General features: G+C 65.4%; 19 protein-coding genes. 10 read left to right on the top strand and 9 right to left on the bottom strand.

Features of this window, described 5'->3' with window-relative positions:
- The first annotated feature begins 96 nt into the window (after nt 1-96).
- The 3 genes from R3P93_RS06410 (at nt 97) to R3P93_RS06400 (ending at nt 3258) form a co-directional block, all read left to right on the top strand.
- The gene (locus R3P93_RS06410) at nt 97-1791 is read left to right on the top strand and encodes a peptide chain release factor 3 (RefSeq protein WP_037192020.1); all 1695 of its coding nucleotides are present in this window, start codon (nt 97-99) and stop codon (nt 1789-1791) included.
- Between the two features lie 6 nt (nt 1792-1797).
- Nucleotides 1798-2451 (top strand): nicotinamide riboside transporter PnuC, encoded by a 654-nt coding sequence (pnuC, locus tag R3P93_RS06405; protein ID WP_317532638.1) that lies wholly within the window; start codon nt 1798-1800, stop codon nt 2449-2451.
- Nucleotides 2452-2598: 147 nt separating this feature from the next.
- Nucleotides 2599-3258 (top strand): hypothetical protein, encoded by a 660-nt coding sequence (locus R3P93_RS06400; RefSeq protein WP_269594658.1) that lies wholly within the window; start codon nt 2599-2601, stop codon nt 3256-3258.
- 10 nt (nt 3259-3268) lie between these two features.
- On the opposite strand, the gene R3P93_RS06395 is transcribed toward R3P93_RS06400, so the two are convergent.
- The 4 genes from R3P93_RS06395 to R3P93_RS06380 all read right to left on the bottom strand — a co-directional run bounded on the left by R3P93_RS06395 (nt 3269) and on the right by R3P93_RS06380 (nt 7841).
- Complete coding sequence (locus R3P93_RS06395; protein WP_317532637.1) at nt 3269-4267, bottom strand: enoyl-CoA hydratase/isomerase family protein; 999 nt, start codon at nt 4265-4267, stop codon at nt 3269-3271.
- A gap of 45 nt (nt 4268-4312) precedes the next feature.
- Nucleotides 4313-4996 (bottom strand): DUF4166 domain-containing protein, encoded by a 684-nt coding sequence (locus R3P93_RS06390; protein ID WP_317532636.1) that lies wholly within the window; start codon nt 4994-4996, stop codon nt 4313-4315.
- Nucleotides 4997-5109: 113 nt separating this feature from the next.
- The gene (locus tag R3P93_RS06385; protein WP_317532635.1) at nt 5110-6906 is read right to left on the bottom strand and encodes an ABC-F family ATP-binding cassette domain-containing protein; all 1797 of its coding nucleotides are present in this window, start codon (nt 6904-6906) and stop codon (nt 5110-5112) included.
- Complete coding sequence (locus R3P93_RS06380) at nt 6906-7841, bottom strand: 4-(cytidine 5'-diphospho)-2-C-methyl-D-erythritol kinase (RefSeq protein ID WP_094633226.1); 936 nt, start codon at nt 7839-7841, stop codon at nt 6906-6908. Before R3P93_RS06380 ends, R3P93_RS06385 begins: the two co-directional genes overlap by 1 nt.
- A 194-nt stretch (nt 7842-8035) precedes the next feature.
- Between R3P93_RS06380 and R3P93_RS06375 the strand changes: the two genes are divergently transcribed.
- The 4 genes from R3P93_RS06375 to R3P93_RS06360 are packed head-to-tail and all read left to right on the top strand — an operon-like array spanning nt 8036 to nt 10625.
- On the top strand, nt 8036-8236 hold the full coding sequence (locus R3P93_RS06375; protein WP_149405161.1) for a DUF5708 family protein: 201 nt from the start codon (nt 8036-8038) through the stop codon (nt 8234-8236).
- Complete coding sequence (locus R3P93_RS06370; protein WP_149405160.1) at nt 8233-8751, top strand: TetR/AcrR family transcriptional regulator; 519 nt, start codon at nt 8233-8235, stop codon at nt 8749-8751. Before R3P93_RS06375 ends, R3P93_RS06370 begins: the two co-directional genes overlap by 4 nt.
- 56 nt (nt 8752-8807) lie before the next feature.
- Nucleotides 8808-9797: a helix-turn-helix transcriptional regulator gene (locus tag R3P93_RS06365; protein ID WP_149405159.1), complete on the top strand. Its 990-nt coding sequence runs from the start codon at nt 8808-8810 to the stop codon at nt 9795-9797.
- A gap of 12 nt (nt 9798-9809) precedes the next feature.
- Nucleotides 9810-10625 (top strand): DNA/RNA non-specific endonuclease, encoded by an 816-nt coding sequence (locus R3P93_RS06360; protein ID WP_149405158.1) that lies wholly within the window; start codon nt 9810-9812, stop codon nt 10623-10625.
- 23 nt (nt 10626-10648) lie between these two features.
- Here the strand turns inward: R3P93_RS06360 and rsmA are convergent, their stop codons facing one another.
- The 3 genes from rsmA to R3P93_RS06345 form a co-directional block, all read right to left on the bottom strand.
- Entirely contained in the window at nt 10649-11524 is an 876-nt protein-coding gene (gene rsmA / locus R3P93_RS06355; protein ID WP_149405157.1) for a 16S rRNA (adenine(1518)-N(6)/adenine(1519)-N(6))-dimethyltransferase RsmA, read from the bottom strand.
- Between the two features lie 118 nt (nt 11525-11642).
- Nucleotides 11643-12770, bottom strand: a complete 1128-nt coding sequence (locus R3P93_RS06350) for a resuscitation-promoting factor (protein WP_094670528.1) — start codon at nt 12768-12770, stop codon at nt 11643-11645.
- A 101-nt stretch (nt 12771-12871) separates the two neighbouring features.
- On the bottom strand, nt 12872-13699 hold the full coding sequence (locus R3P93_RS06345; RefSeq protein WP_149405156.1) for a TatD family hydrolase: 828 nt from the start codon (nt 13697-13699) through the stop codon (nt 12872-12874).
- A 21-nt stretch (nt 13700-13720) separates the two neighbouring features.
- Here R3P93_RS06345 and metG point away from each other — a divergent pair, with 21 nt between their 5' ends.
- Nucleotides 13721-15265 carry a methionine--tRNA ligase gene (gene metG / locus R3P93_RS06340; RefSeq protein WP_068049793.1) on the top strand — a complete coding sequence of 515 codons (1545 nt, stop codon included), beginning with the start codon at nt 13721-13723 and terminating at the stop codon, nt 15263-15265.
- Between the two features lie 71 nt (nt 15266-15336).
- On the opposite strand, the gene R3P93_RS06335 is transcribed toward metG, so the two are convergent.
- Nucleotides 15337-16716, bottom strand: a complete 1380-nt coding sequence (locus R3P93_RS06335; protein WP_068049828.1) for a WS/DGAT/MGAT family O-acyltransferase — start codon at nt 16714-16716, stop codon at nt 15337-15339.
- A 171-nt stretch (nt 16717-16887) separates the two neighbouring features.
- On the opposite strand from R3P93_RS06335, the gene R3P93_RS06330 reads away from it, so the two are divergent.
- Nucleotides 16888-17907, top strand: coding sequence for an alpha/beta hydrolase (locus tag R3P93_RS06330; RefSeq protein ID WP_068049791.1), 1020 nt, complete (start codon nt 16888-16890; stop codon nt 17905-17907).
- A 14-nt stretch (nt 17908-17921) separates the two neighbouring features.
- Nucleotides 17922-18350, top strand: a complete 429-nt coding sequence (locus R3P93_RS06325) for an SRPBCC family protein (protein ID WP_317532634.1) — start codon at nt 17922-17924, stop codon at nt 18348-18350.
- 4 nt (nt 18351-18354) lie between these two features.
- Here the strand turns inward: R3P93_RS06325 and rsmI are convergent, their stop codons facing one another.
- Nucleotides 18355-19179, bottom strand: coding sequence for a 16S rRNA (cytidine(1402)-2'-O)-methyltransferase (gene rsmI / locus R3P93_RS06320; RefSeq protein ID WP_317532633.1), 825 nt, complete (start codon nt 19177-19179; stop codon nt 18355-18357).
- Between the last annotated feature and the right edge of the window lie 85 nt (nt 19180-19264).

Raw genomic sequence — 19264 nt, 5'->3', positions numbered from 1 at the left:
TCCCGCCCCGACCGAGGGGAACAACGGGCCGCGTATCCTTTGATTTTGCCCCGGCCACTCTTTCGGTGCCGCCCTTGCTACGAGAATGAGGTCTTCGTGAGTACCCCGTCCAGCACCCCCGACGTCGACGCAACGCTCGAAGGGTCCGGACCGGCTGCGCTCGACGAGTCCGGGACCACCCGAGGCCAGGCCAAAGAGCTCGAGACCGAGGTCGCGAGGCGTCGAACATTCGCGGTGATCTCGCACCCCGACGCCGGTAAGTCGACGCTCACCGAGGCCCTCGCCCTGCATGCCCGTGTCATCTCCGAGGCCGGTGCCATCCACGGCAAGGCCGGCCGCCGCTCCACCGTCTCCGACTGGATGGAGATGGAGAAGGCTCGCGGGATCTCGGTGAGTTCGACTGCGCTGCAGTTCAATTACCAGACCTCACCCGACGCAGAGATCACCAACGTCATCAACCTCGTCGACACTCCCGGCCACGCCGACTTCTCCGAGGACACCTACCGCGTGCTGACCGCCGTCGACGCGGCCGTGATGCTGATCGACGCCGCCAAGGGACTCGAACCGCAGACGCTCAAGCTTTTCCAGGTGTGCCGGCAGTTCGGCATCCCGGTCATCACCGTCATCAACAAGTGGGACCGCCCGGGCCAGTCGCCGCTCGAGCTGCTCGACGAGATCGAGTCGCGAATCGGCCTGACGCCGACGCCTCTCTACTGGCCAGTCGGGATCGCCGGCGATTTCCGCGGCCTGCTCGACGTGCAGGACGGCAGCTACATCCGATTCACCCGCACCGCCGGTGGCGCGACCATCGCTCCCGAGGAATTCATGACGGCCGAGGCCGCCGCCGAACGTGAGGGCGTCGACTGGGACACCGCCGTCGAGGAGAGCGATCTGCTGATCTCGAGCGGTCAACAGCACGATCAGGAGATGTTCCTGGCCGGCCAGACGTCGCCGGTGATCTTCGGCTCCGCGATGCTCAACTTCGGCGTTCGACAGATTCTCGACACCCTCGTGGCCCTCGCGCCGTCACCCGGCCCGCGTGACGACGTCTCCGGCGGCGTACGCGAGGTCACCGACCCGTTCAGCGCCGTCGTGTTCAAGGTGCAGGCGGGCATGGACACCGCGCACCGCGACCGACTGGCATTCATGCGCGTGGTGTCCGGAGTGTTCGAGCGCGGCATGGTCGTCACCCACTCGCAAACCAAGAAGCCGTTCACCACCAAGTACGCGTTGACGGTGTTCGGTCGCGATCGTACGACCGTCGAGAACGCCTACCCGGGAGACATCGTCGGCCTGGTCAACGCGACCGCGCTCGCCCCGGGGCACACGCTCTACACCGACAAGAAGGTCGAGTTCCCGCCCATTCCGTCGTTCGCACCCGAGCACTTCTCGGCACTGCGCGTCGACAGCGCCGACAAGTACAAGAAGTTCCGCCGCGCCGTCGAGCAACTCGATTCCGAGGGCGTCGTTCAGGTGCTGCGCAACGACATTCGCGGCGACGCGTCCCCCGTGCTCGCCGCCGTCGGACCCATGCAGTTCGAGGTGGTCACCGCACGCATGAAGACCGAGTTCGGCGTCGACGCTCGAATGGAACCGCTCGGATACTCCCTTGCTCGACGCACCGATGCAGCCTCGGCCGTCGAACTGGGTCGCCAACGCGGTGTCGAGGTCTTCACTCGCACCGACGGCGCGCTGTTGGCACTGGTGAGCGACAAGTGGCGTCTGCAGTACATCCAGAAGGAAATGCCCGAGCTCACCCTCGAACCTCTCGTCGCCGCGGGTGATCAGTAGCAACCCGTGCTGATCGATCTGCTCGACGCAGAATTCTCCGTTCTGGGGCACCCGATTCTGTGGCGTGAGGTGGTCGGCAACGGTTTCGGCTTGCTCTCGGCGATCGGGGGGATGCGACGCGTCGTGTGGGCGTGGCCGGTGGGGATCATCGGAAATGCACTGCTGTTCACCGTTTTTCTCGGCGGCGTGTTCCATACTCCGCAGGCACTCGATCTGTACGGCCAGGCCGGGCGTCAGCTGATGTTCATCGCCGTGAGCGTCTACGGGTTGATGCGCTGGCTGCGCGATTCGAAGCGGTCCGGGGCCGCGGTTCTGCCGCGGTGGGGCACGGCGCGGGAGCGGACGGCGATGCTCGTCGTCGCGATCGTCGGCACGGTGGTGTTCGCGCAACTGTTCGGCTACCTCGGCTCGTTCGGCAAGTGGGCCGACGCGTGGATCTTCACCGGATCCATGCTGGCCGCCTTCGGAATGGCCCGTGGACTCACCGAGTTCTGGCTGATCTGGATAGCGGTGGACATCGTGGGTGTTCCGCTGCTGATCGTCGCCGGGTTCTATCCGTCCGCGGTTCTCTACCTCGTGTACGCCGCGTTCGTGGCCTGGGGATTCATTGTGTGGTTCAGGATCCAGAACAAGAACTTCGGTCAAAAAATGGCGTCGTAAACAATCGTGATGCTACTCTCAGCCTGTCCGAACAAACTTCGAGTACGTTTCTGCGTGCTCGACGCCGAGTAGCCCGTCCTGATCGATACCCGATCGTGACATCTCGGCGCGGAACCACCTGGGAATCACGATGAAGTGGAAAACGACATGACAAAGGGATCGAACTACCCATTGGCCGGGATCAAGGTCGGTGGCGCTCCCGCGCATCGTTTGGCGACGCCGCCGAAGTCCGACTCCGCTTCACCCGCCGGTGGCCGCACCGATTCTTCGGCGGCAGCGCCCGCCGAGAAGGCGGTCGAGACCCTGTCCACCGAGAAGTCGGAGGCAGTGGTCACGTCCACCGAGAAGGCGTCCGCAACAACGCCTGCACCAGCAACGTCGTCCGACACGGATTCAACGACCCCCCGCGCGGATCGACGTCGTCCAGAGAAGCCCGCCACGGAATCGAACGAGGTTGAAGTGACTACAAGCGATCAGATCTCAGAACACGGCCTGCCCACCAACGGCCGCTCCACGTCTCACGGCTCCACCGCCTCGCCGTCGCTCGGGCGTGGCCAGGGACCCGACCGTCGCACCGCCATGGGTGTCGCCTCGGTACGCATCGCGGGACGCTTGACCCAGAACGAGCTCGGCAGCCGCACCGGCGACATCCGCACCCCCGACACCTCCGTCGGCCCCGACGAGCTGCTCCAGCTCCTCGGCGAATACCTCGTCTCGGGTGGCCTGCAGAACCCCGAGATCCACGTGCGCTCCAACGGCCAGACCATCGTGCTGGACCTGCAGAACCCCGCCAAGGGCTACCGCTGACCCGTACCGGTCACAGCAGCTGCTGGAATGCCTCTGGTCGCACCATCTCGAGCACCAGAGGCTTCCATTGCGGCGCGCGGTCCTTGTCGACCAACACTGCACGAACACCCTCGGCGAAGTCCGGTTCGGCGATGATCCACGTCGCCATCCGCAACTCCCGATCGAGGCATTCACGCAACGTGCTGTCTGCTCCGCGTGCGATCAGCGCGTCGGTGGCCATCAGGGATGTGGGCGACAGCGTCGCCAACTGAGTCTTCGTCGTCCGAGACCACGGTGTGTCGCACACCAGTGCGTCGATGATGTCGACGAGCGATTCCTTCTCGAACACCGCTGCCACCGCCTCTGCGTCGAACGACAGCTCGGTCGTCGACGGCGCGGTGGTGTATCGATTCAACACCTCGTCGACGGCAATGCCGGCGAGGATGTCTGCCTTCAAACTCTCCACCGAGTCACTCGGGCAGAAGTGCGTCGCCAAATTCAGTGCGAGCGCATCGGATCCGGAGATACGAGTTCCCGTCAGCGCCAGGTACCGTCCGACATGGCCCGGCAGGCGCGAGAGAAAGTAGCTCGACCCGACGTCCGGCACGAACCCGATCGCCGTCTCCGGCATGGCCAACACGGCGTTCTCGGTGACGATGCGGATGCTGCCGTGAATCGAAATGCCCAGGCCACCGCCGAAAGCCGCGGCTTCGATCACGGCGATGTACGGCTTGGGGTAGTTCGCGATCAGTTCGTCGAGGTCGTACTCCGCCGCGAAATACGCCGGGCCGGCCTCGTGGTCACCGTCGACTACGGCCTGCCGAATCGCCTTGATGTCCCCGCCTGCACAGAATGCCCGGGGTGAACTGCTCGTCACCAGAACCGACGTGACCGCATCGTCGTCTCGCCACGCGTCGAGTGCGGTGCGGATGCCCTCGATCATCGCACCGTTCAACGAGTTCAGAGCCTCCGGCCGGTTCAGGACGATATGCCCTACGCCGCCCACGATCTCGGCTTCGACAACGGCCACTGTTGACTCCTTCACACGCAGATAGCTCGACGCGTAACAGTAGCGCTATTCGCGAGACTCGACCGACCGCGGACGCGCGTCATCGGGAATGTCGGCGGCGAGACAGGGCCGCTCTTCCGCAGTGAACCACCCTCGATAGAGAAACAGCTGTCCGATCACCGGACTCTTCACCTCGATCTCGATGCGATGCCGCTCCTCGGCCGCATCCCACCACTCCCGACCGATCGTCACTGCCGACGCCACCTTGGGCAACTTCGGCGCGAGAGGGCCGAGCAGGAATCGCGGCACCTCGCTCTCGAGGATCAGCCCGCCATCGGCATCGACCTCACACCTGGTGTGCACCACCATGTCCGAGGAGAAGCCCAAGTAATCGAGGGCATACGCGTCGGACTCGGCGGAGGACACCATCACCGAATTCATCCCCTGCGGCCGACCCGCGAAAGCGAAGCGACGCACGAAAGACATTGTCTCGCGGCCCAATTCGTCGACATACGCATAGTTGGCAATGGTGAACGGCACGTCCTTGCCGACACCGGCGGGAAAGAGACCGCGCTTGCGTCCGGCCCACAGCAACGGCGGCGGCACCAGTCGAGAATGCGTCATCTCCTCCATCACGCCCACTCCGAACTGAGCGAGATCGTCCGAGGACTGCAATCCGAAGCGCCACTGAACCTTGGGATGCAGACGGGCAAAATCCGAACCGAGTACTTCCGCGACGACCGATGTCATGACCCCAGTATGCGCTGCGTGCACGTGCACGAAACTTCGTAGCAGGCTACGAGCCAGGAGTGGAGCCTGCGGAACGACCCATCACTCAGCTAGTCACATGCGGCTCCGCCGCACTACTCCAACTCGGCGGCCAGTTCCATCCATCGTTCCTCGGCGACATCCTTGTCGGCGAGGACCTGCTTGAGTTCGGTGTCGAGGGCGACGAGCTTGCCCTGCTCGGTGGACGCGTCGACGAGTTCGGCGTGCAACTCGACCTCACGCTTGGAGAGCCGGAGGACGAGCTTCTCGAGCTTGCTGAGTTCCTTACGGGCCGCGCGCTCGGAGGCCGCATCACGGGTGGCCTTGCGCGGTGCACTTCCGGTGGTCAGCGAGTCCGGCGTCGCGTCGGCGGCGAGCACGGCCCGCCTGCGCAGGTACTCCTCGATGCCGCCCGGCAGGTTGGTGAGCTTGCCGTCGCCGAACAGTGCCCACGTCGAATCACAGATGCGCTCGATCAGGTACCGATCGTGACTGATGACGACGAGAGTGCCCGCCCAGCCGTCGAGGATGTCCTCGAGCTGTTGGAGGGTGTCGATGTCGAGATCGTTGGTGGGTTCGTCGAGCAGCAGCACGTTCGGCTCGGCCATCAACACGCGAGTGAGCTGCAGCCGACGACGCTCGCCACCGGAGAGATCTCCGACGGGGGTGCGTTGACGCGCCGGGGTGAAGCCGAGCCGCTCCGCGAGCTGCCCGGCAGAAATCTCTTTGTCGCCCAGGGTGATCCGCTCGGCCACTTCCTTGACCGCGTCGAGAACGCGCAGCTTCTTGGGTAGGTCGTCCAGTTCCTGCTTCAGCCAACCGATCTTGACGGTCTGGCCCTGGATGCGCTTGCCGGCAGCAGGCTGCAGTTCACCGGCGAGCGTCCGGAGCATGGTCGTCTTGCCCGAACCGTTGACGCCGACGAGACCGACGCGCTCACCGGGAGCCAGACGCCAGGTGAAGTCCTTCACCAGTTCGCGGCCGTCGGGGGTCTCGAGGCGCGCGTCCTCGAGTTCGATGACGACCTTGCCGAGACGGCGCTGAGCGAACGAGGACAACGCGACGGAGTCGCGTGGGGCGGGAACGTCGGCGATCAGAGCCTCGGCCGCCTCGATGCGGTACTTCGGCTTGGAGGTACGGGCCGGGGCACCGCGGCGCAGCCACGCCAACTCCTTGCGCGCGAGGTTGCGTCGACGCTCCTCGGACGCGTCGGCCTGACGGGACCGCTCGGCGCGCGCGAACACCCAGTCGTTGTAGCCACCCTCGTAGGCCTCGACGCCACCGCCGACCACTTCCCACGTGCGATTGGCGACGGTGTCGAGGAACCAGCGATCGTGGGTGACGACCACCAGCGCACTGCGACGGCTGACCAGGTGTGCGGCCAACCACTGCACGCCCTCGACGTCGAGGTGGTTGGTCGGCTCGTCGAGCACCAGCAGGTCCAGATCCTGAACCAGGGCCGCTGCCAACGCAACTCGTCGACGCTCACCGCCGGAGAGGTTGTCGATCGGCGCGTCGAGTCCCGAGCTACCTGCAGGCCCGAGGTCGGCAATACCGATGCCCGTCAGGATATTTCGCACCCGAGAGTCACCCGCCCACTCGTGCTCGGCCATTCCGAGCGGGTCGAGGACCACCTGGCCGACGGTCGAACCGGGAGGCAGCACGCCGCGCTGCGTGACCACTGCCATCCGCAAGCCGTTGACCCGGCTGACGCGTCCCGAATCTGGCGGCTCGATGCCGGCGAGAACCTCGAGGGTGGTGGTCTTACCGCCGCCGTTGAGGCCGACCATGCCGATGCGTTCGCCCTCCTGCACGCCGAGGGAGACACCGTCGAGCAGCGGCTTGACGCCGAAGGACTTACTGACGTTTTCGAGATTGACGAGATTGACCATCAGGAAAAACCAATCGATTCGCTAGTGACAACACGAGCACCGGGAACCGGTCCACTCGCAACACGGACGGTGCGGCACACGCCTGCACCGGACAGTTCAGCGCTCACCGACACCGCCGCGTCGGCGTCGGCGCACAGGAACGCGCAGGTGGGGCCCGAGCCTGACACGATGCCCGCCAACGCCCCGGCGGTGACTCCCGCACGCAGCGTGCGACGCAACTGCGGCATGAGCGACACCGCAGCGGCCTGCAGGTCGTTGCCGAGCAACGGCGCGAGTGCACGCGCATCGCCGGACGCCAACGCATGCATCAGATCCTCGGTGCCGCCGAGGCGAGGCGGATCACCCTTGGCCCGCAGTTCGTCGAGCTCGTTGTAGACGGCAGGCGTCTGCAGACCGCCCTTCGCCAACGCCAGTACCCAGTGAAAACTGTTGCGCGAGAGCACCGGAAGCAGCTTCTCCCCGCGACCGGTTCCGACCGCCGTTCCGCCGTGCAACGAGAACGGCACGTCGCTGCCGAGTTGAGCCGCCACCTCGTCGAGCTCGTCGCGCGAGAGATCGAGGTGCCACATCGCGTTCAGTGCCACCAGAGTCGCGGCTGCATCGGCACTTCCGCCTGCCATCCCACCGGCCACCGGAATTCCCTTGTCGATGGTGATCTCCACCGACGGCTCTCGCCCGACGCGATGCCCCAGCAACTCGGCGGCCTTCCACACCAGATTCCGTGAATCGGTGGGAACCACCCTCGCGTCGTCGCCGCGCACCCGAACCGAGAGCGTCTTGGCCGGAACCACCGACAGTTCGTCCGAGAGCGAGAGCGCCTGGAACACCGTCGTCAGCTCGTGAAAGCCATCGGGACGCAGGTCACCGACCGACAGATGCAAATTCACCTTCGACGGGGCCCGAACGACGACGGGTGTGGGAACGACAGACAGCACGAGTAACCACAGTAGTGGAGAAACAGCGACCGAGTTCACCACCAGGGTCGACACCTGTCGAGCCTCGCGCACCCCAGTTCGAGCAGCGGTCGACGATTCCATCCGGCTCTGCGGTCCGGCCACGGCACCTCCTTGCCGGTCCGCTCCGATTGCTATACGTTCGTACTATACAGTCGTACAGACGAGGAGGATTCATGAACAAGCACGACGGGGCACTTGTTGTCGGAATTGCCATGCTCATCGGGGGACTAGTTCTGTTCTTCGCCTTCAGAGACGTGGAGACACCCGTCATCGGCCTCCGCCAGGCCGGTGCCGTCATCGCGATTCTCGGTGTGATCGATATAGCGGCGACTGTCGTGTCGAAGATCGGGTCGACGCGACCGCAGGATCGATGACCGACAACCGGCTACTCGAGGGTGTACTGACAGTCCTGGCGGAGCAGGGCGTCGGTGCCCTGAGCGTTCGCAGTGTCGCCGCCGCAGCGGGGGTCTCACCCGCACAGGTGCAGTACTACTACCGCACGAAGACGGAGTTGGTGCGCGCCGGCTTCGAGTACGCGGGCACCCAGTTCCTGGAGGATGTAGCGGCCGCACAGCCCAACACGCTGATGGATGTCGTGCGGCAGTGGCTCCCACTCGACGACTCACGCGAACGACGCGCGCGCGTCTGGCTGGCCTACACAACTATCTCGGCAGTCGACCCGGAACTGGCTGCCGCCTCGGCACAGCTCGACGAAGAGCTTCGCCGATGGTTTGTCGACCGAGGCCTTTCCGCTACCGCCGCCTCGCAACTCTTCGCACTGATCGACGGCGTCACCGTCCAGTGCCTCATGATGCCTCGATCGGCACGACCATCGCTGGTCGAGCGAACAATAGTGCCGTTCATCTCCGGCCTCGAGGCAACTTCGTAAAGGTCACCCGATCGATGCGGACCGAATATGTCCGCAATGCGTGGCATCGTGACGTCATGAAGGAAACATCGGCTCGGCTGCTGCGGCTGTTGTCTCTGCTGCAGACGCGTCGTGATTGGGCGGGCGCGGAACTGGCGGAGCGACTCGACGTCACTCCTCGGACGCTGCGGCGCGATGTGGACAAGCTGCGCGACATCGGTTACCCGGTCAATGCGACGCCGGGAGTCGGTGGCGGCTATCAACTCGGTCCCGGTGCCGAGATGCCGCCGCTGTTGCTCGACGACGACGAGGCGTTGGCGGTGGCGTTCGGGTTGCAGTCGGCGGCCGGTGGCTCGGTGGCGGGCATCGGCGAGGCGTCGTTGCGGGCGTTGACGAAGTTGCGGCAGGTGATGCCGTCGCGCATCCAGCATCGGCTCGACGCGTTGCGGATCGACGTGGTGGAGCAGACCTCGCGTTCGGCGGTGGATGCGTCGGTGCTGTCCGCGGTGGCGGCGGTATGTCATGCCCACGAGCGGTTGCGGTTCGATTACCGCAAGCACGACGGTTCCGAGTCCAGGCGCGAGGTGGAGCCGTACAGCCTGGTACGGGCGGGGGCACGCTGGTATCTGCTGGGTTGGGATGTGCTGCGGGAGGATTGGCGGTCGTATCGAGTGGATCGCCTGATTCCGAAAATTCCGACGGGTCCGCGGTTCACTCCGCGGGAGCTGCCGCCGGGCGGTGCGGCCGCGTTCGTCTCGAAGGGAATCGATCGTGCGTTCACTCAGGTTCAGGCGCGGATCGCGTTGCACGCCCCGATCGAGCAGATCGCCCCGATGATCGACGAGCAATGGGGCACACTGGAATCCATCGACGAGGGCACCTGCGCGGTGGTGTTGGCCGGAGATTCGCTGCCCTCGATCGCGCGGTGGCTCGCAGCGTTCGACACCGATTTCACAGTGCTCGATCCACCGGAACTACGCGAGGAATGCCGCATCGTGGCCGAGCGGCACGCGAGACTGAACGAGCGATACCTGGCGGCGGTTCACCCTCCGGTAACCGGTACGTGAGTCAATGGGCAGATGACGACACCACTCGGTTTCGACCCGAAGTTCCTGGCCGACATCGACGTTCCCTTGCCCGATCGCGCCGATGTGGTGGTTCTTCCGTACACGCACTTCTCGGTGTCCATCGACCCTGCCCGACGCCTCGCCGCGGTCACCGGCGTCAACATCGACGGCGCGAGCCTGCAGGATGTCGGACGCGGAGACAACTGGCGACTCGACGATCGACTACCGCCAGCGCAGCAGGCCGGCAACGAGTTGTACCGGAACAACGACCTCGATCGCGGGCATCTGGTTCGCCGGCGAGATCCGGTGTGGGGTGAGCGTGCAGTGGCCGAGCGCGCCAACGAGGACACGTTCCACTACACCGTGTGCGCTCCGCAGACGGCCACGCTGAACCAGTCGAAGACACTGTGGCTGGGGCTCGAGGATTACGTGCTGGGAAACGCCGAGCAGTACGACCGAAAGCTCTCGGTCTTCAGCGGCTGCATCTTCGCCGACGACGATCCGATCTACCGGGGCGTCGCCATTCCGCGGCAGTTCTTCAAGATCGCGGCCTGGTCGCAGGATTCGGCTCCAGCATGCACCGGATACGTTCTCGACCAGTCGCCGTCTCTGGACCCGATCCTCGACAAACCGCTGCGGCTCGAGACCGATCCCCCGCCTCTCGGCCCGTACCGGACCTATCAGGTTCCGGTGGCCGACATCGCGTCGATGACAGGCCTGGACGTGGGCATTCTGATCGACGCCGACCGCTACGCGCCGGTGGCTGCTGCCCGCGAGGGCGCGTCGACGTGGACCGAGCTGACTGCCCTGACGGACATCCACCTGTAGAGAGAGGGCCTCAGGCTTGGGCCTCAGGCTTCGGTGGCGGCCAAACGGACGAAGGCTGCGGCGTCGATGGTCTCGCCGCGAGCAGTGGGGTCGATCCCGGCCTCACGCAACCGCCGTTCGGCGGCAACCGGGGAGCCTGCCCACCCGGCCAGGGCTGCTCGTAGGGTCTTGCGTCGCTGCGCGAAGGCGGCATCGATCACCGCGAACACGGCCTTGCGATGCGCGGTGTCGGTCGGCCACGGCGGCTCGGCGTACCGATCGATGCGGACCAGCCCCGACTCGACCTTGGGTACCGGCCAGAACACCGAACGGCCCACTGCGCCTGCCCTTTTGACGTCCCCGAAGAATCTGGCCTTGACGCTGGGGATGCCGTAGATCTTGCTTCCCGGTACCGCGGCGAGTCGATCGGCCACCTCGGCCTGGACCATCACCACGGCGACGCGAAGGCTCGGCAATTCCGAGAACAGATGGATCAGTACGGGAACGGCAACGTTGTAGGGCAGGTTGGCCACCAGAGCGGTCGGCTCCCCCGCAATGTCCGCGGCTCGTACGCGCAGCGCGTCGGCCTCGATCACCGTCAGCCGATCGGCCAGAGTGGGGGCCCGGTCGGCCACCGTCGTGGGCAATCGGTTCGCGAGCTTGGGGTCGATCTCGACGGCGATGACGGCCTCGGCGACATCGAGCAGCGCGAGTGTCAGCGATCCGAGGCCGGGGCCGACCTCGAGGACTGTGTCCTGCGGGCCCACACCCGCGGAGGCGACGATGCGTCGAACAGTATTGGCGTCGTGCACGAAGTTCTGCCCGAGCTGCTTGGTGGGGCGCACGTCGAGCTCGGCGGCGAGGGAGCGGACTTCGGCAGGACCGAGCAGAGCCGCAGATCCCCTCACATGTTCGGACACGGCGGAAACTCTACGGGGCCAGGAGTGGAGCCCGCGGAACGACCCAGAAACGCAGGAGTGGAGCCCGCGGAACGACCCAGAAACGCAGGAGTGGAGCCCGCGGAACGACCCGGGACAGTCAGCGGTAACCCAGGCGCGAGGTGCAGGCGGGCCATGCGCCCCAGCCCTGCGACTTCTGTGTCACCGACGCGATGGCGATCTGTTCCTCGCGGGTGGCGAGGTCGGCGCGCGGTGCGTACTTGAGTCCGCCCTGGCGTTCCCAGGTGTTCTGGTCGAACTGCACGCCGCCGTAGAAGCCGTTGCCCGTGTTGATCGCCCAGTTGCCGGTCGCCTCGCACTGCGCGAGCGCGTCCCAGATCGCACCGTTCTCCACCGGCGGCACTTCGGTACCCGGCTTCGCTCCGACGCGAACGGTCTTCGGCTGCGCGGGTACCTTGACCGTCTCGTCGACCTTCTCGCGACCGACCTCGACGCCGTTCACCATGTTGATCTTCCAGGTGATGTCGGAGACCCCCGGGGCACCCGGGTTCTCGACGACGGTGCGGCTCATGTTCATCGTCGGATCCTCGATGCGCTGCTCAGGAGCATCGGTGTCCGTGGTTTCGGTCTTGGTGACGGTGCGGTCACGCGTGACGACGATCTCGGCGCCGTCGGTGACGGCTGCGTCGGGATCGGGGCTGACGGTGTCGGCTTCCTCGAGCGGCGCACCCGCTGCTTCGAGGAATTCACGCACGGTCGGTGCGGCCAGGGTGACCGGCGCGGCAGGTGCTCCGCCGTCGACGAGCGAGACCTGCTTGGGCAGTGCCACATCGAGTTCGGTGCCGTCGAGCGGCAGCCGCTCGGAGCGCGAGGCGGAGACGTGCACGTCCTCGGCCAGACCGGTCTGCTGCAGAGCTTCCTCGACGGTCAGGGCGGTGGTCCAGATGTTCTCGGGCTGCCCGTCGACGTTCAGCGTGATCTCACGGGCGCGGCGCAGGACCACGGTGTCGCCGTCACTGAGATCGGAGTCCGGCGCAGGAACGACCAGATCCTTGTCCGACGGCGCGTAGCCGGCGTCGGCCAGAGCACTGTTGACGTCGGTCTTCATCGTGCTGAGCGAAATCATGTCGCCGTCGACATCGATGGTCACGGTCTTGTGACGGCTCACGGCCATGACGCCACCGGCGACGAGCGTCATCAACAGGGCCGCGACGACCAGGTAGAGCGTGGTCGAACGGGCGGAGTTGAGGCGTCTGATAGTCGACAAGTTTCGTATTCCTGGCGTTTGCGAGCTGACTTCGGCGTCGGAACGCCCGAGTTCGGTCACGGTACGGTAACGAATTAGTACCCACGCCGCAACTTCAGCAGCTACAGGCCGTACACGCGCTCCGCGTTGGCCGTGGCGTGTGCAGCGAGCTCCGCCGGATCCTGGCCACGAATCTCGGCTAGCGCCCGCGCGGTGTACGGCAGGCAGTACGACTCGTTGGGAGCACCGCGGAAGGGATGCGGAGTGAGGAACGGTGCGTCGGTCTCCACCAGCACCAGCTCGTCGGGCACCAGTACCGCGGCCTCCCGCAGCGCGTGCGCGTTCTTGAAGCTGACGGTCCCCGAAAAGCTGAGAACGTAGCCCGCGTCGACGCACGCCTTCGCGGTCTCGGGACCGCCGGAGAAGCAGTGGAAGATCACCGTCTTGGGAGCGCCTTCCGTCGTCAGCACGGCGAGCAGGTCCTCGTCGGCCTCGCGATTGTGGATCATCAGCGGCTTACCCAGTCGTTTCGCCAGATCGATGTGCCACCGAAATCCGTCGTGCTGCTCGGCCACCGTGGCGCACCCGTCGAGCTTGCCGGGCCAGTAGTAGTCCAGCCCGGTCTCCCCGACGGCAACCACGCGAGGGTCGGACGCCAATCGCTCGATCTCGGCCTTGGCCGCGTCGTCGAGCACGTTCGCGCGCGTGGGATGGATCGCAACCGCGGCCCACACCCGAGGATCCCAGGACGCCGCGTCGACCGCGAACCGCGCGGCATCGAGATCGTCGGCGATCGTGACCACGCGCGTGACACCGACGGACTCGGCCTTGTCCACGATCGCGGCCACACTCGCCGCGTCGGTCGCCCCACACGCATCGAGGTGGGTGTGCGCGTCGACGAGAGTGCCGACGGGCTCGGGCAACGGTGGTGCGGGACGGTCTCTGCTCACGCTAGTTAGAGTAGGCGCACCATGACTGCGCCAGCTGATGCCTCACGGCCACCCTTCTACGTCACCACGGCGATCGCGTACCCCAACGGCGCTCCGCACATCGGACACGCCTACGAGTACATCGCCACCGACACCATCGCGCGCTTCAAGCGCCTCGACGGCTACGACGTGCGATTCCTGACGGGCACCGACGAGCACGGCCTCAAGATGCAGCAGACCGCACAGACCGAGGGCGTGGACGTGCGCGAGCTCGCCGCGCGCAACTCCGACGCGTTCCAGGCTGCGCAGGACCTGCTGAAGATCTCGTACGGACGGTTCATCCGCACCACCGACGCCGATCACCACGCCGCCAGCCAGGAACTGTGGAAGCGGATGGAGGCGAACGGCGACATCTACCTCGATTCCTACTCCGGCTGGTACTCGGTGCGAGACGAGGCGTTCTACACCGAGGCCGAGACCACCCTCGCCGAGGACGGCTCGCGCGTCGCGACGGAGACGAACACTCCCGTCGAGTGGACCGAGGAGTCGTCGTACTTCTTCAAACTGTCGCAGTACCAGGACAAACTGCTCGAGCTGTACGACGCGTCGCCGGAGTTCATCGCGCCGAACACGCGCCGGAACGAGATCGTGAATTTCGTCAAGGGTGGCCTGCGGGATCTGTCGATCTCCCGAACCACGTTCGACTGGGGCGTTCCCGTCCCCGGCGATGAGAAGCACGTGATGTACGTGTGGGTCGACGCGCTCACCAACTACCTCACCGGTGCCGGCTATCCCGAGACCGAATCCGAGTCGTACCGGAAGTTCTGGCCTGCCGACCTGCACATCATTGGCAAGGACATCACGCGCTTCCACACCGTCTACTGGCCGGCATTCCTGATGTCTGCGGGCATCGAGCTACCCAAGCGGGTGTTCGTGCACGGGTTCCTGAACGTCAAGGGCGAGAAGATGTCCAAGTCCCTCGGCAACGTGCTGGACCCGAAGTCGTTGGTGGAGAACTACGGTCTCGATCCGGTGCGCTTCTTCTTCCTCCGCGAGGTCTCGTTCGGTCAGGACGGCAGCTACAGCCACGAGGCCATCGTTGCGCGCGTCAACGCCGACCTGTCCAACGAACTGGGCAACCTCGCGCAGCGTTCGCTGACGATGGTCGCCAAGAACCTCGAAGGAAAGCTCCCCACCCCGGGCGAGTTCACCGCCGAGGACGAGGCGATGTTGGCTCGCGCGGACGCGCTGCTGGAGATCTGCCGACGCGAATTCGACGTGCAGGCAATCCATTCCGCGCTCGAGGCGATCTGGTCGGTACTCGGCGAGACCAACCGCTACTTCTCGCTGCAGCAGCCGTGGGTGCTGCGCAAGACCGATCCCGATCGCATGGCCACCGTGCTGTACGTGACGATCGAGGTGCTGCGCATCGTCAGCATCCTGGCGCAACCCGTCATGCCCGATTCCGCGTCGCGCATCCTCGACCTGCTCGGGGCGTCGAACCGCGAATTCACCGACATCGCAACACGTTCGGTACCCGGCACTGCACTGCCGACCCCGACGCCGGTGTTCCCCAAGTACGAGTAGAGCGCTCCGCGCACGTGAGCGAAACCTCGACCCCCACTACGAGTTTCCGCTCACGTGCGGCGAAGCCGCACTCACAAGGTCTTCTCGAGCTCCTCCAACGTGTTCTCCAGATGCGTCAGCATGCGCTGCAGATGCGGCACACTGCGTCGGCATCCGATGAGACCGAAGTTCAACGAATCACCGTTGCTCGCGACGGTGATGTTGAGCGCCTGCCCGTCGGCCACGATCGACGCCGGGTAGATGCCGTCGAGTTTCGCGCCGTTCCAGTACAGGTCTTCCTTCGATCCGGGCACGTTGGAGATGATGACGTTGAACGGCGGCGGGGTGTAGTCGACGAATCCAGGCACCGGCCCGAACAGCAACGGGGCCATGGTGATCGCACCGACGGTGAGCGCTTCGAGGGTGTTCAACTCGCTCATCATCTGCTTGCCCTTGACGGTCGAATCCTTGATCCGCTCGAGCCGCAGGATCGGATCCGATTCGTCGGTTCCGAGATTGCACAGGATGGTCGTCACCGAGTTTCCGGCGTCCTTGTCGTCGCCCTCCTTGCGCAGCGAGACCGGCACCATGGCGATCAGCGGTTCCTCGGGCAGTTCGTTCTGGTCGATCAGATACGCACGGAGGGCCCCGGCGCACATCGCGAGCACCATGTCGTTGAGCGTGGCGTCGAGCGCAGTCCCGACCGTGCGGATGCGCTCGATCGACCAGCTTTCGGCGGCGAAACGGCGGGCTCCTCCGATGGGCACGTTGAACATCGTCCTCGGCGCTTGCAACGGCAGTTGTGCGCCCTCTTTCTTCAACGCGCGCAATCCGATTCGAGCCGACGCCGGCGCAAAATCCACCAGGTCCCCGACGATCTTGCGTCCCATCGAGAGCCCACTGCCCAGCTGCGCCAACCGCCCGGGCTGCTCGACGGCGACCTGCTTCTTGCGCCTACCGAACAGCGACGGATCCCACGTTGCGACGCCGTTTCGATCGTCGGGATCGGTGGTGAGCGTGCGCTGCATCAGCTTCAGTGCACTGACACCGTCGACCAACGAGTGATGCACCTTGGTGTACAACGCGATTCGGCCGTCTGCCAATCCCTCGATGATGTGTAGTTCCCACATCGGCCGGTAGCGGTCCAGCGGTGCGCTGTGGTTGAGCGAAAGGAACTGGAACAGCTCGCGAATGCGTCCCGGTTGAGGCAACACGGTTCGTCGAACGTGGTACTCGAAGTCGACGTCCTGATCGAATGCCCACGCCAGGTTGCCCATGATCTGCACCGGACGCGACGGCCGCTTGCGGAAGAGCTCGTGCACCTCACCGGTGGTGAACTTGCGGTGCACTTCCTCGGCGAAGTCGTGCGGATCGCCGGGCGGGACGAACAACTCCAGACCGCCCACGTGCATCGGGTGCTCCCGTGACTCGGCGATCAGAAACATCGATTCGGTGATGGGCATGAGTGCCATGAGCTGTCCCTTTTCCATTTGTTTTAGGTCACGGTACGGCACCGAATGTGACTCAGAACACGACCTTACGTCTGGTCACGAAAAGCTACCCGCTATTGTCCGTTACCAGGGGTTCCAAATAGAGCGGGGTTCCAACGCACGGTGCACACGCGCCGCGCAACGACAACGGGGATGGAGGCGACGGCTATGAATCCGGCGCTCACCGTAGTGAAATCGACCGACCCGACAGCCACCGCACGCAGGCGCGATATCCGTGGCGCGAGTGTGCAGTCACAGATTCTGTCCAAGTCCCTGCAGTTCACGGTGCGACCGTTCCTGACCGTCTGGGCACAGGCACCGTCGCTTCCGTGGCCGATGGGGCTGGTCGACTACGCAGGCCTGCTCGTTCCGCAGATCAGCGGTACCACCCGCAGCCGGGTCATGTTGGCCGAGTGCGAGGCCGAATGGATTCGCGCCGAGGGCACCGGAAGCGATCGCGTCGTCCTGTACATGCACGGCGGCGCATTCGTCTGCTGCGGCCTGCGCACTCATCGCCGGATGACCTCGCGCGTCTCCGAGAACATCGACGGCGCGGTGCTGTCGGTGAACTACCGCATGATGCCTCGCAATCCGATCAGCCACGCGGTCGAGGACGGCGTCGACGCGTACCGCTTCCTGCTCGACTCCGGTTACCGCCCGGAACAGATCGTCCTCGGCGGCGATTCGGCGGGCGGATATCTCGCGTTCATGGTCGCTCTGGCGCTGCGCACCGTCGATTTGCCCGCCCCCGCAGGGATCTTCACCATGTCTCCGCTGACCGACATGGACCCCTCCGGCAAACTCGACCACGAGAACGCGTCGAAGTGTTCGATCTTTCCGCCCAACGCCGTTCCCGCACTGACAGCATTGGCCGATCGCGTCGATGCGCGCATCGTCGTCGAGGGCCAACGGGGCCCGCGGGTCTCACCCGTCGACAGTGATCTGGCCGGCATGCCGCCGGTGCTGATCCAGGTCGGTTCCACCGAAATGGTCTATGCCGACGCCGAACTCATGGCTCAGCGTCTCGCTGTCGCCGGAGTCGAGTGCGAACTTCAGGTGTACGAGGATCAGGTCCACGTGTTCCAGGCAGCCGATTTCGTTCCCGAGGCCCGCCGCGCGCTCAGAGCGATCGGCGAGTTCGCGCGGAACGTCAGCCCCCGCAGAGAAAGCTGAGATACCTTCTCCCCATGGCAGTCACAGCGAACAAGTCCGTCGACATCGACGCAGACGCAGCGGCAATAATGGAAGTACTCGCAGACGTCGAGGGCATCCCGTCGTGGTCCCCGGTCCACAAGAAGTGCGAGGTCGTCGATCGGTTCGACGACGGCAAGCCACACCACGTCAAGATGAACGTCTCGATCATCGGCGTCAACGACGAGCAACTCGTCGAGTACACGTGGTCGGAGAACGAGGTGTCGTGGACACTCGTCGAGAGCACTCAGCAGAAGGCCCAGGACGGCCGATACACGTTGACGCCCAAGGGCAACGGCACCCATGTCGAGTTCGAGCTGACCGTGGACCCGAAGATCCCGCTCCCCGGCTTCCTGGTGAAGAAGGGAACCAAGACGATCCTCGAAGCGGCCACCGAGGGTCTGCGTCAGCAAGTGGCGGGCTGAGCCCCTACTGCTCCTTACGTGCGGCGAGAACGGCCTCGTAGACCTCACGTTTGGAGACGCCGTCGACCGCCACCTGAGCGCAGGCGTCCTTCAACCGCATGCCCGACGCCACCAGCGTTTCCACGTCGGCAACGAGATCCTCGGACTCTTCGGCGACGGCGACGGCTCCTTCGAGCACGACGGTGATTTCTCCGCGCACCCCGTCCCTCGCCCATTCGAGCAACTCCCCCAGGCCGCCGCGGCGCACCTCCTCGTAGGTCTTGGTGAGCTCCCGGCACACCGCGGCGCGGCGGTCGGGGCCGAGGACGTGGACGGCGTCCTCGAGGCACGCGACGAGACGGTGCGGTGCTTCGAAGAAGACGATGGCACGCGGTTCGGCGAGCACGGTTCGGAAGTAGGTGCGTCGCTGTCCTTGCTTGCGCGGCGCGAATCCGTCGAAGCAGAAGCGTTCGACGGGCAGACCGGACAGCGCGAGGGCCGTGGTGACCGCGCTCGGCCCGGGCAGACAGGTCACCGGCAGACCGGCCTCGACGCAGGCTGCCACGAGGCGGTAGCCGGGGTCGCTCACCGACGGCATCCCCGCGTCGGTCACCAGCAACACCGTCTTGCCCTCGCCCACTGCCTCGACGAGAGCCGGAAGGCGGGCGGTTTCGACCTGGTCGTAGAAGCTGACCACTCTTCCTGCGATCACCACGCCGAGCGAGGACGCGAGTTGTTTGGTGCGCCGGGTGTCCTCGGCGGCGACGATATCGGCAGTGCCGAGGGCATCACGCAGGCGCTGCGAGGCATCACCGACGTCGCCCATCGGGGTGGCGGCAAGGATGAGCATGCCTCCAGTGTCCCGCACGCTGTGCAGCGGCGTGCCGGGCACTGCCGATCAACGCCTACGATCGGTACGTGACCTTGCTGACCTC

Origin of the sequence: Rhodococcus cerastii (assembly GCF_033042195.1) — a bacterium.
In the GTDB taxonomy this organism is placed as follows: Bacteria; Actinomycetota; Actinomycetes; order Mycobacteriales; family Mycobacteriaceae; genus Rhodococcoides.
Note: the sequence above shows the minus strand (reverse complement) of the source record. Positions and strands in the feature narration are given on the sequence as shown.

What these genes read in the sequence shown, in the direction of transcription:
- R3P93_RS06330 (WP_068049791.1), top strand. Translation starts at nt 16,888, where the DNA reads ATGGAGGCGACGGCTATGAATCCGGCGCTCACCGTAGTGAAATCGACC.
- R3P93_RS06325 (WP_317532634.1), top strand. Translation starts at nt 17,922, where the DNA reads ATGGCAGTCACAGCGAACAAGTCCGTCGACATCGACGCAGACGCAGCG.
- R3P93_RS06370 (WP_149405160.1), top strand. Translation starts at nt 8,233, where the DNA reads ATGACCGACAACCGGCTACTCGAGGGTGTACTGACAGTCCTGGCGGAG.
- R3P93_RS06360 (WP_149405158.1), top strand. Translation starts at nt 9,810, where the DNA reads ATGACGACACCACTCGGTTTCGACCCGAAGTTCCTGGCCGACATCGAC.
- R3P93_RS06375 (WP_149405161.1), top strand. Translation starts at nt 8,036, where the DNA reads ATGAACAAGCACGACGGGGCACTTGTTGTCGGAATTGCCATGCTCATC.
- R3P93_RS06385 (WP_317532635.1), bottom strand. Translation starts at nt 6,906, where the DNA reads ATGGTCAATCTCGTCAATCTCGAAAACGTCAGTAAGTCCTTCGGCGTC.
- rsmI (WP_317532633.1), bottom strand. Translation starts at nt 19,179, where the DNA reads ATGCTCATCCTTGCCGCCACCCCGATGGGCGACGTCGGTGATGCCTCG.
- R3P93_RS06390 (WP_317532636.1), bottom strand. Translation starts at nt 4,996, where the DNA reads ATGACATCGGTCGTCGCGGAAGTACTCGGTTCGGATTTTGCCCGTCTG.
- metG (WP_068049793.1), top strand. Translation starts at nt 13,721, where the DNA reads ATGACTGCGCCAGCTGATGCCTCACGGCCACCCTTCTACGTCACCACG.
- R3P93_RS06365 (WP_149405159.1), top strand. Translation starts at nt 8,808, where the DNA reads ATGAAGGAAACATCGGCTCGGCTGCTGCGGCTGTTGTCTCTGCTGCAG.
- R3P93_RS06335 (WP_068049828.1), bottom strand. Translation starts at nt 16,716, where the DNA reads ATGGCACTCATGCCCATCACCGAATCGATGTTTCTGATCGCCGAGTCA.
- R3P93_RS06400 (WP_269594658.1), top strand. Translation starts at nt 2,599, where the DNA reads ATGACAAAGGGATCGAACTACCCATTGGCCGGGATCAAGGTCGGTGGC.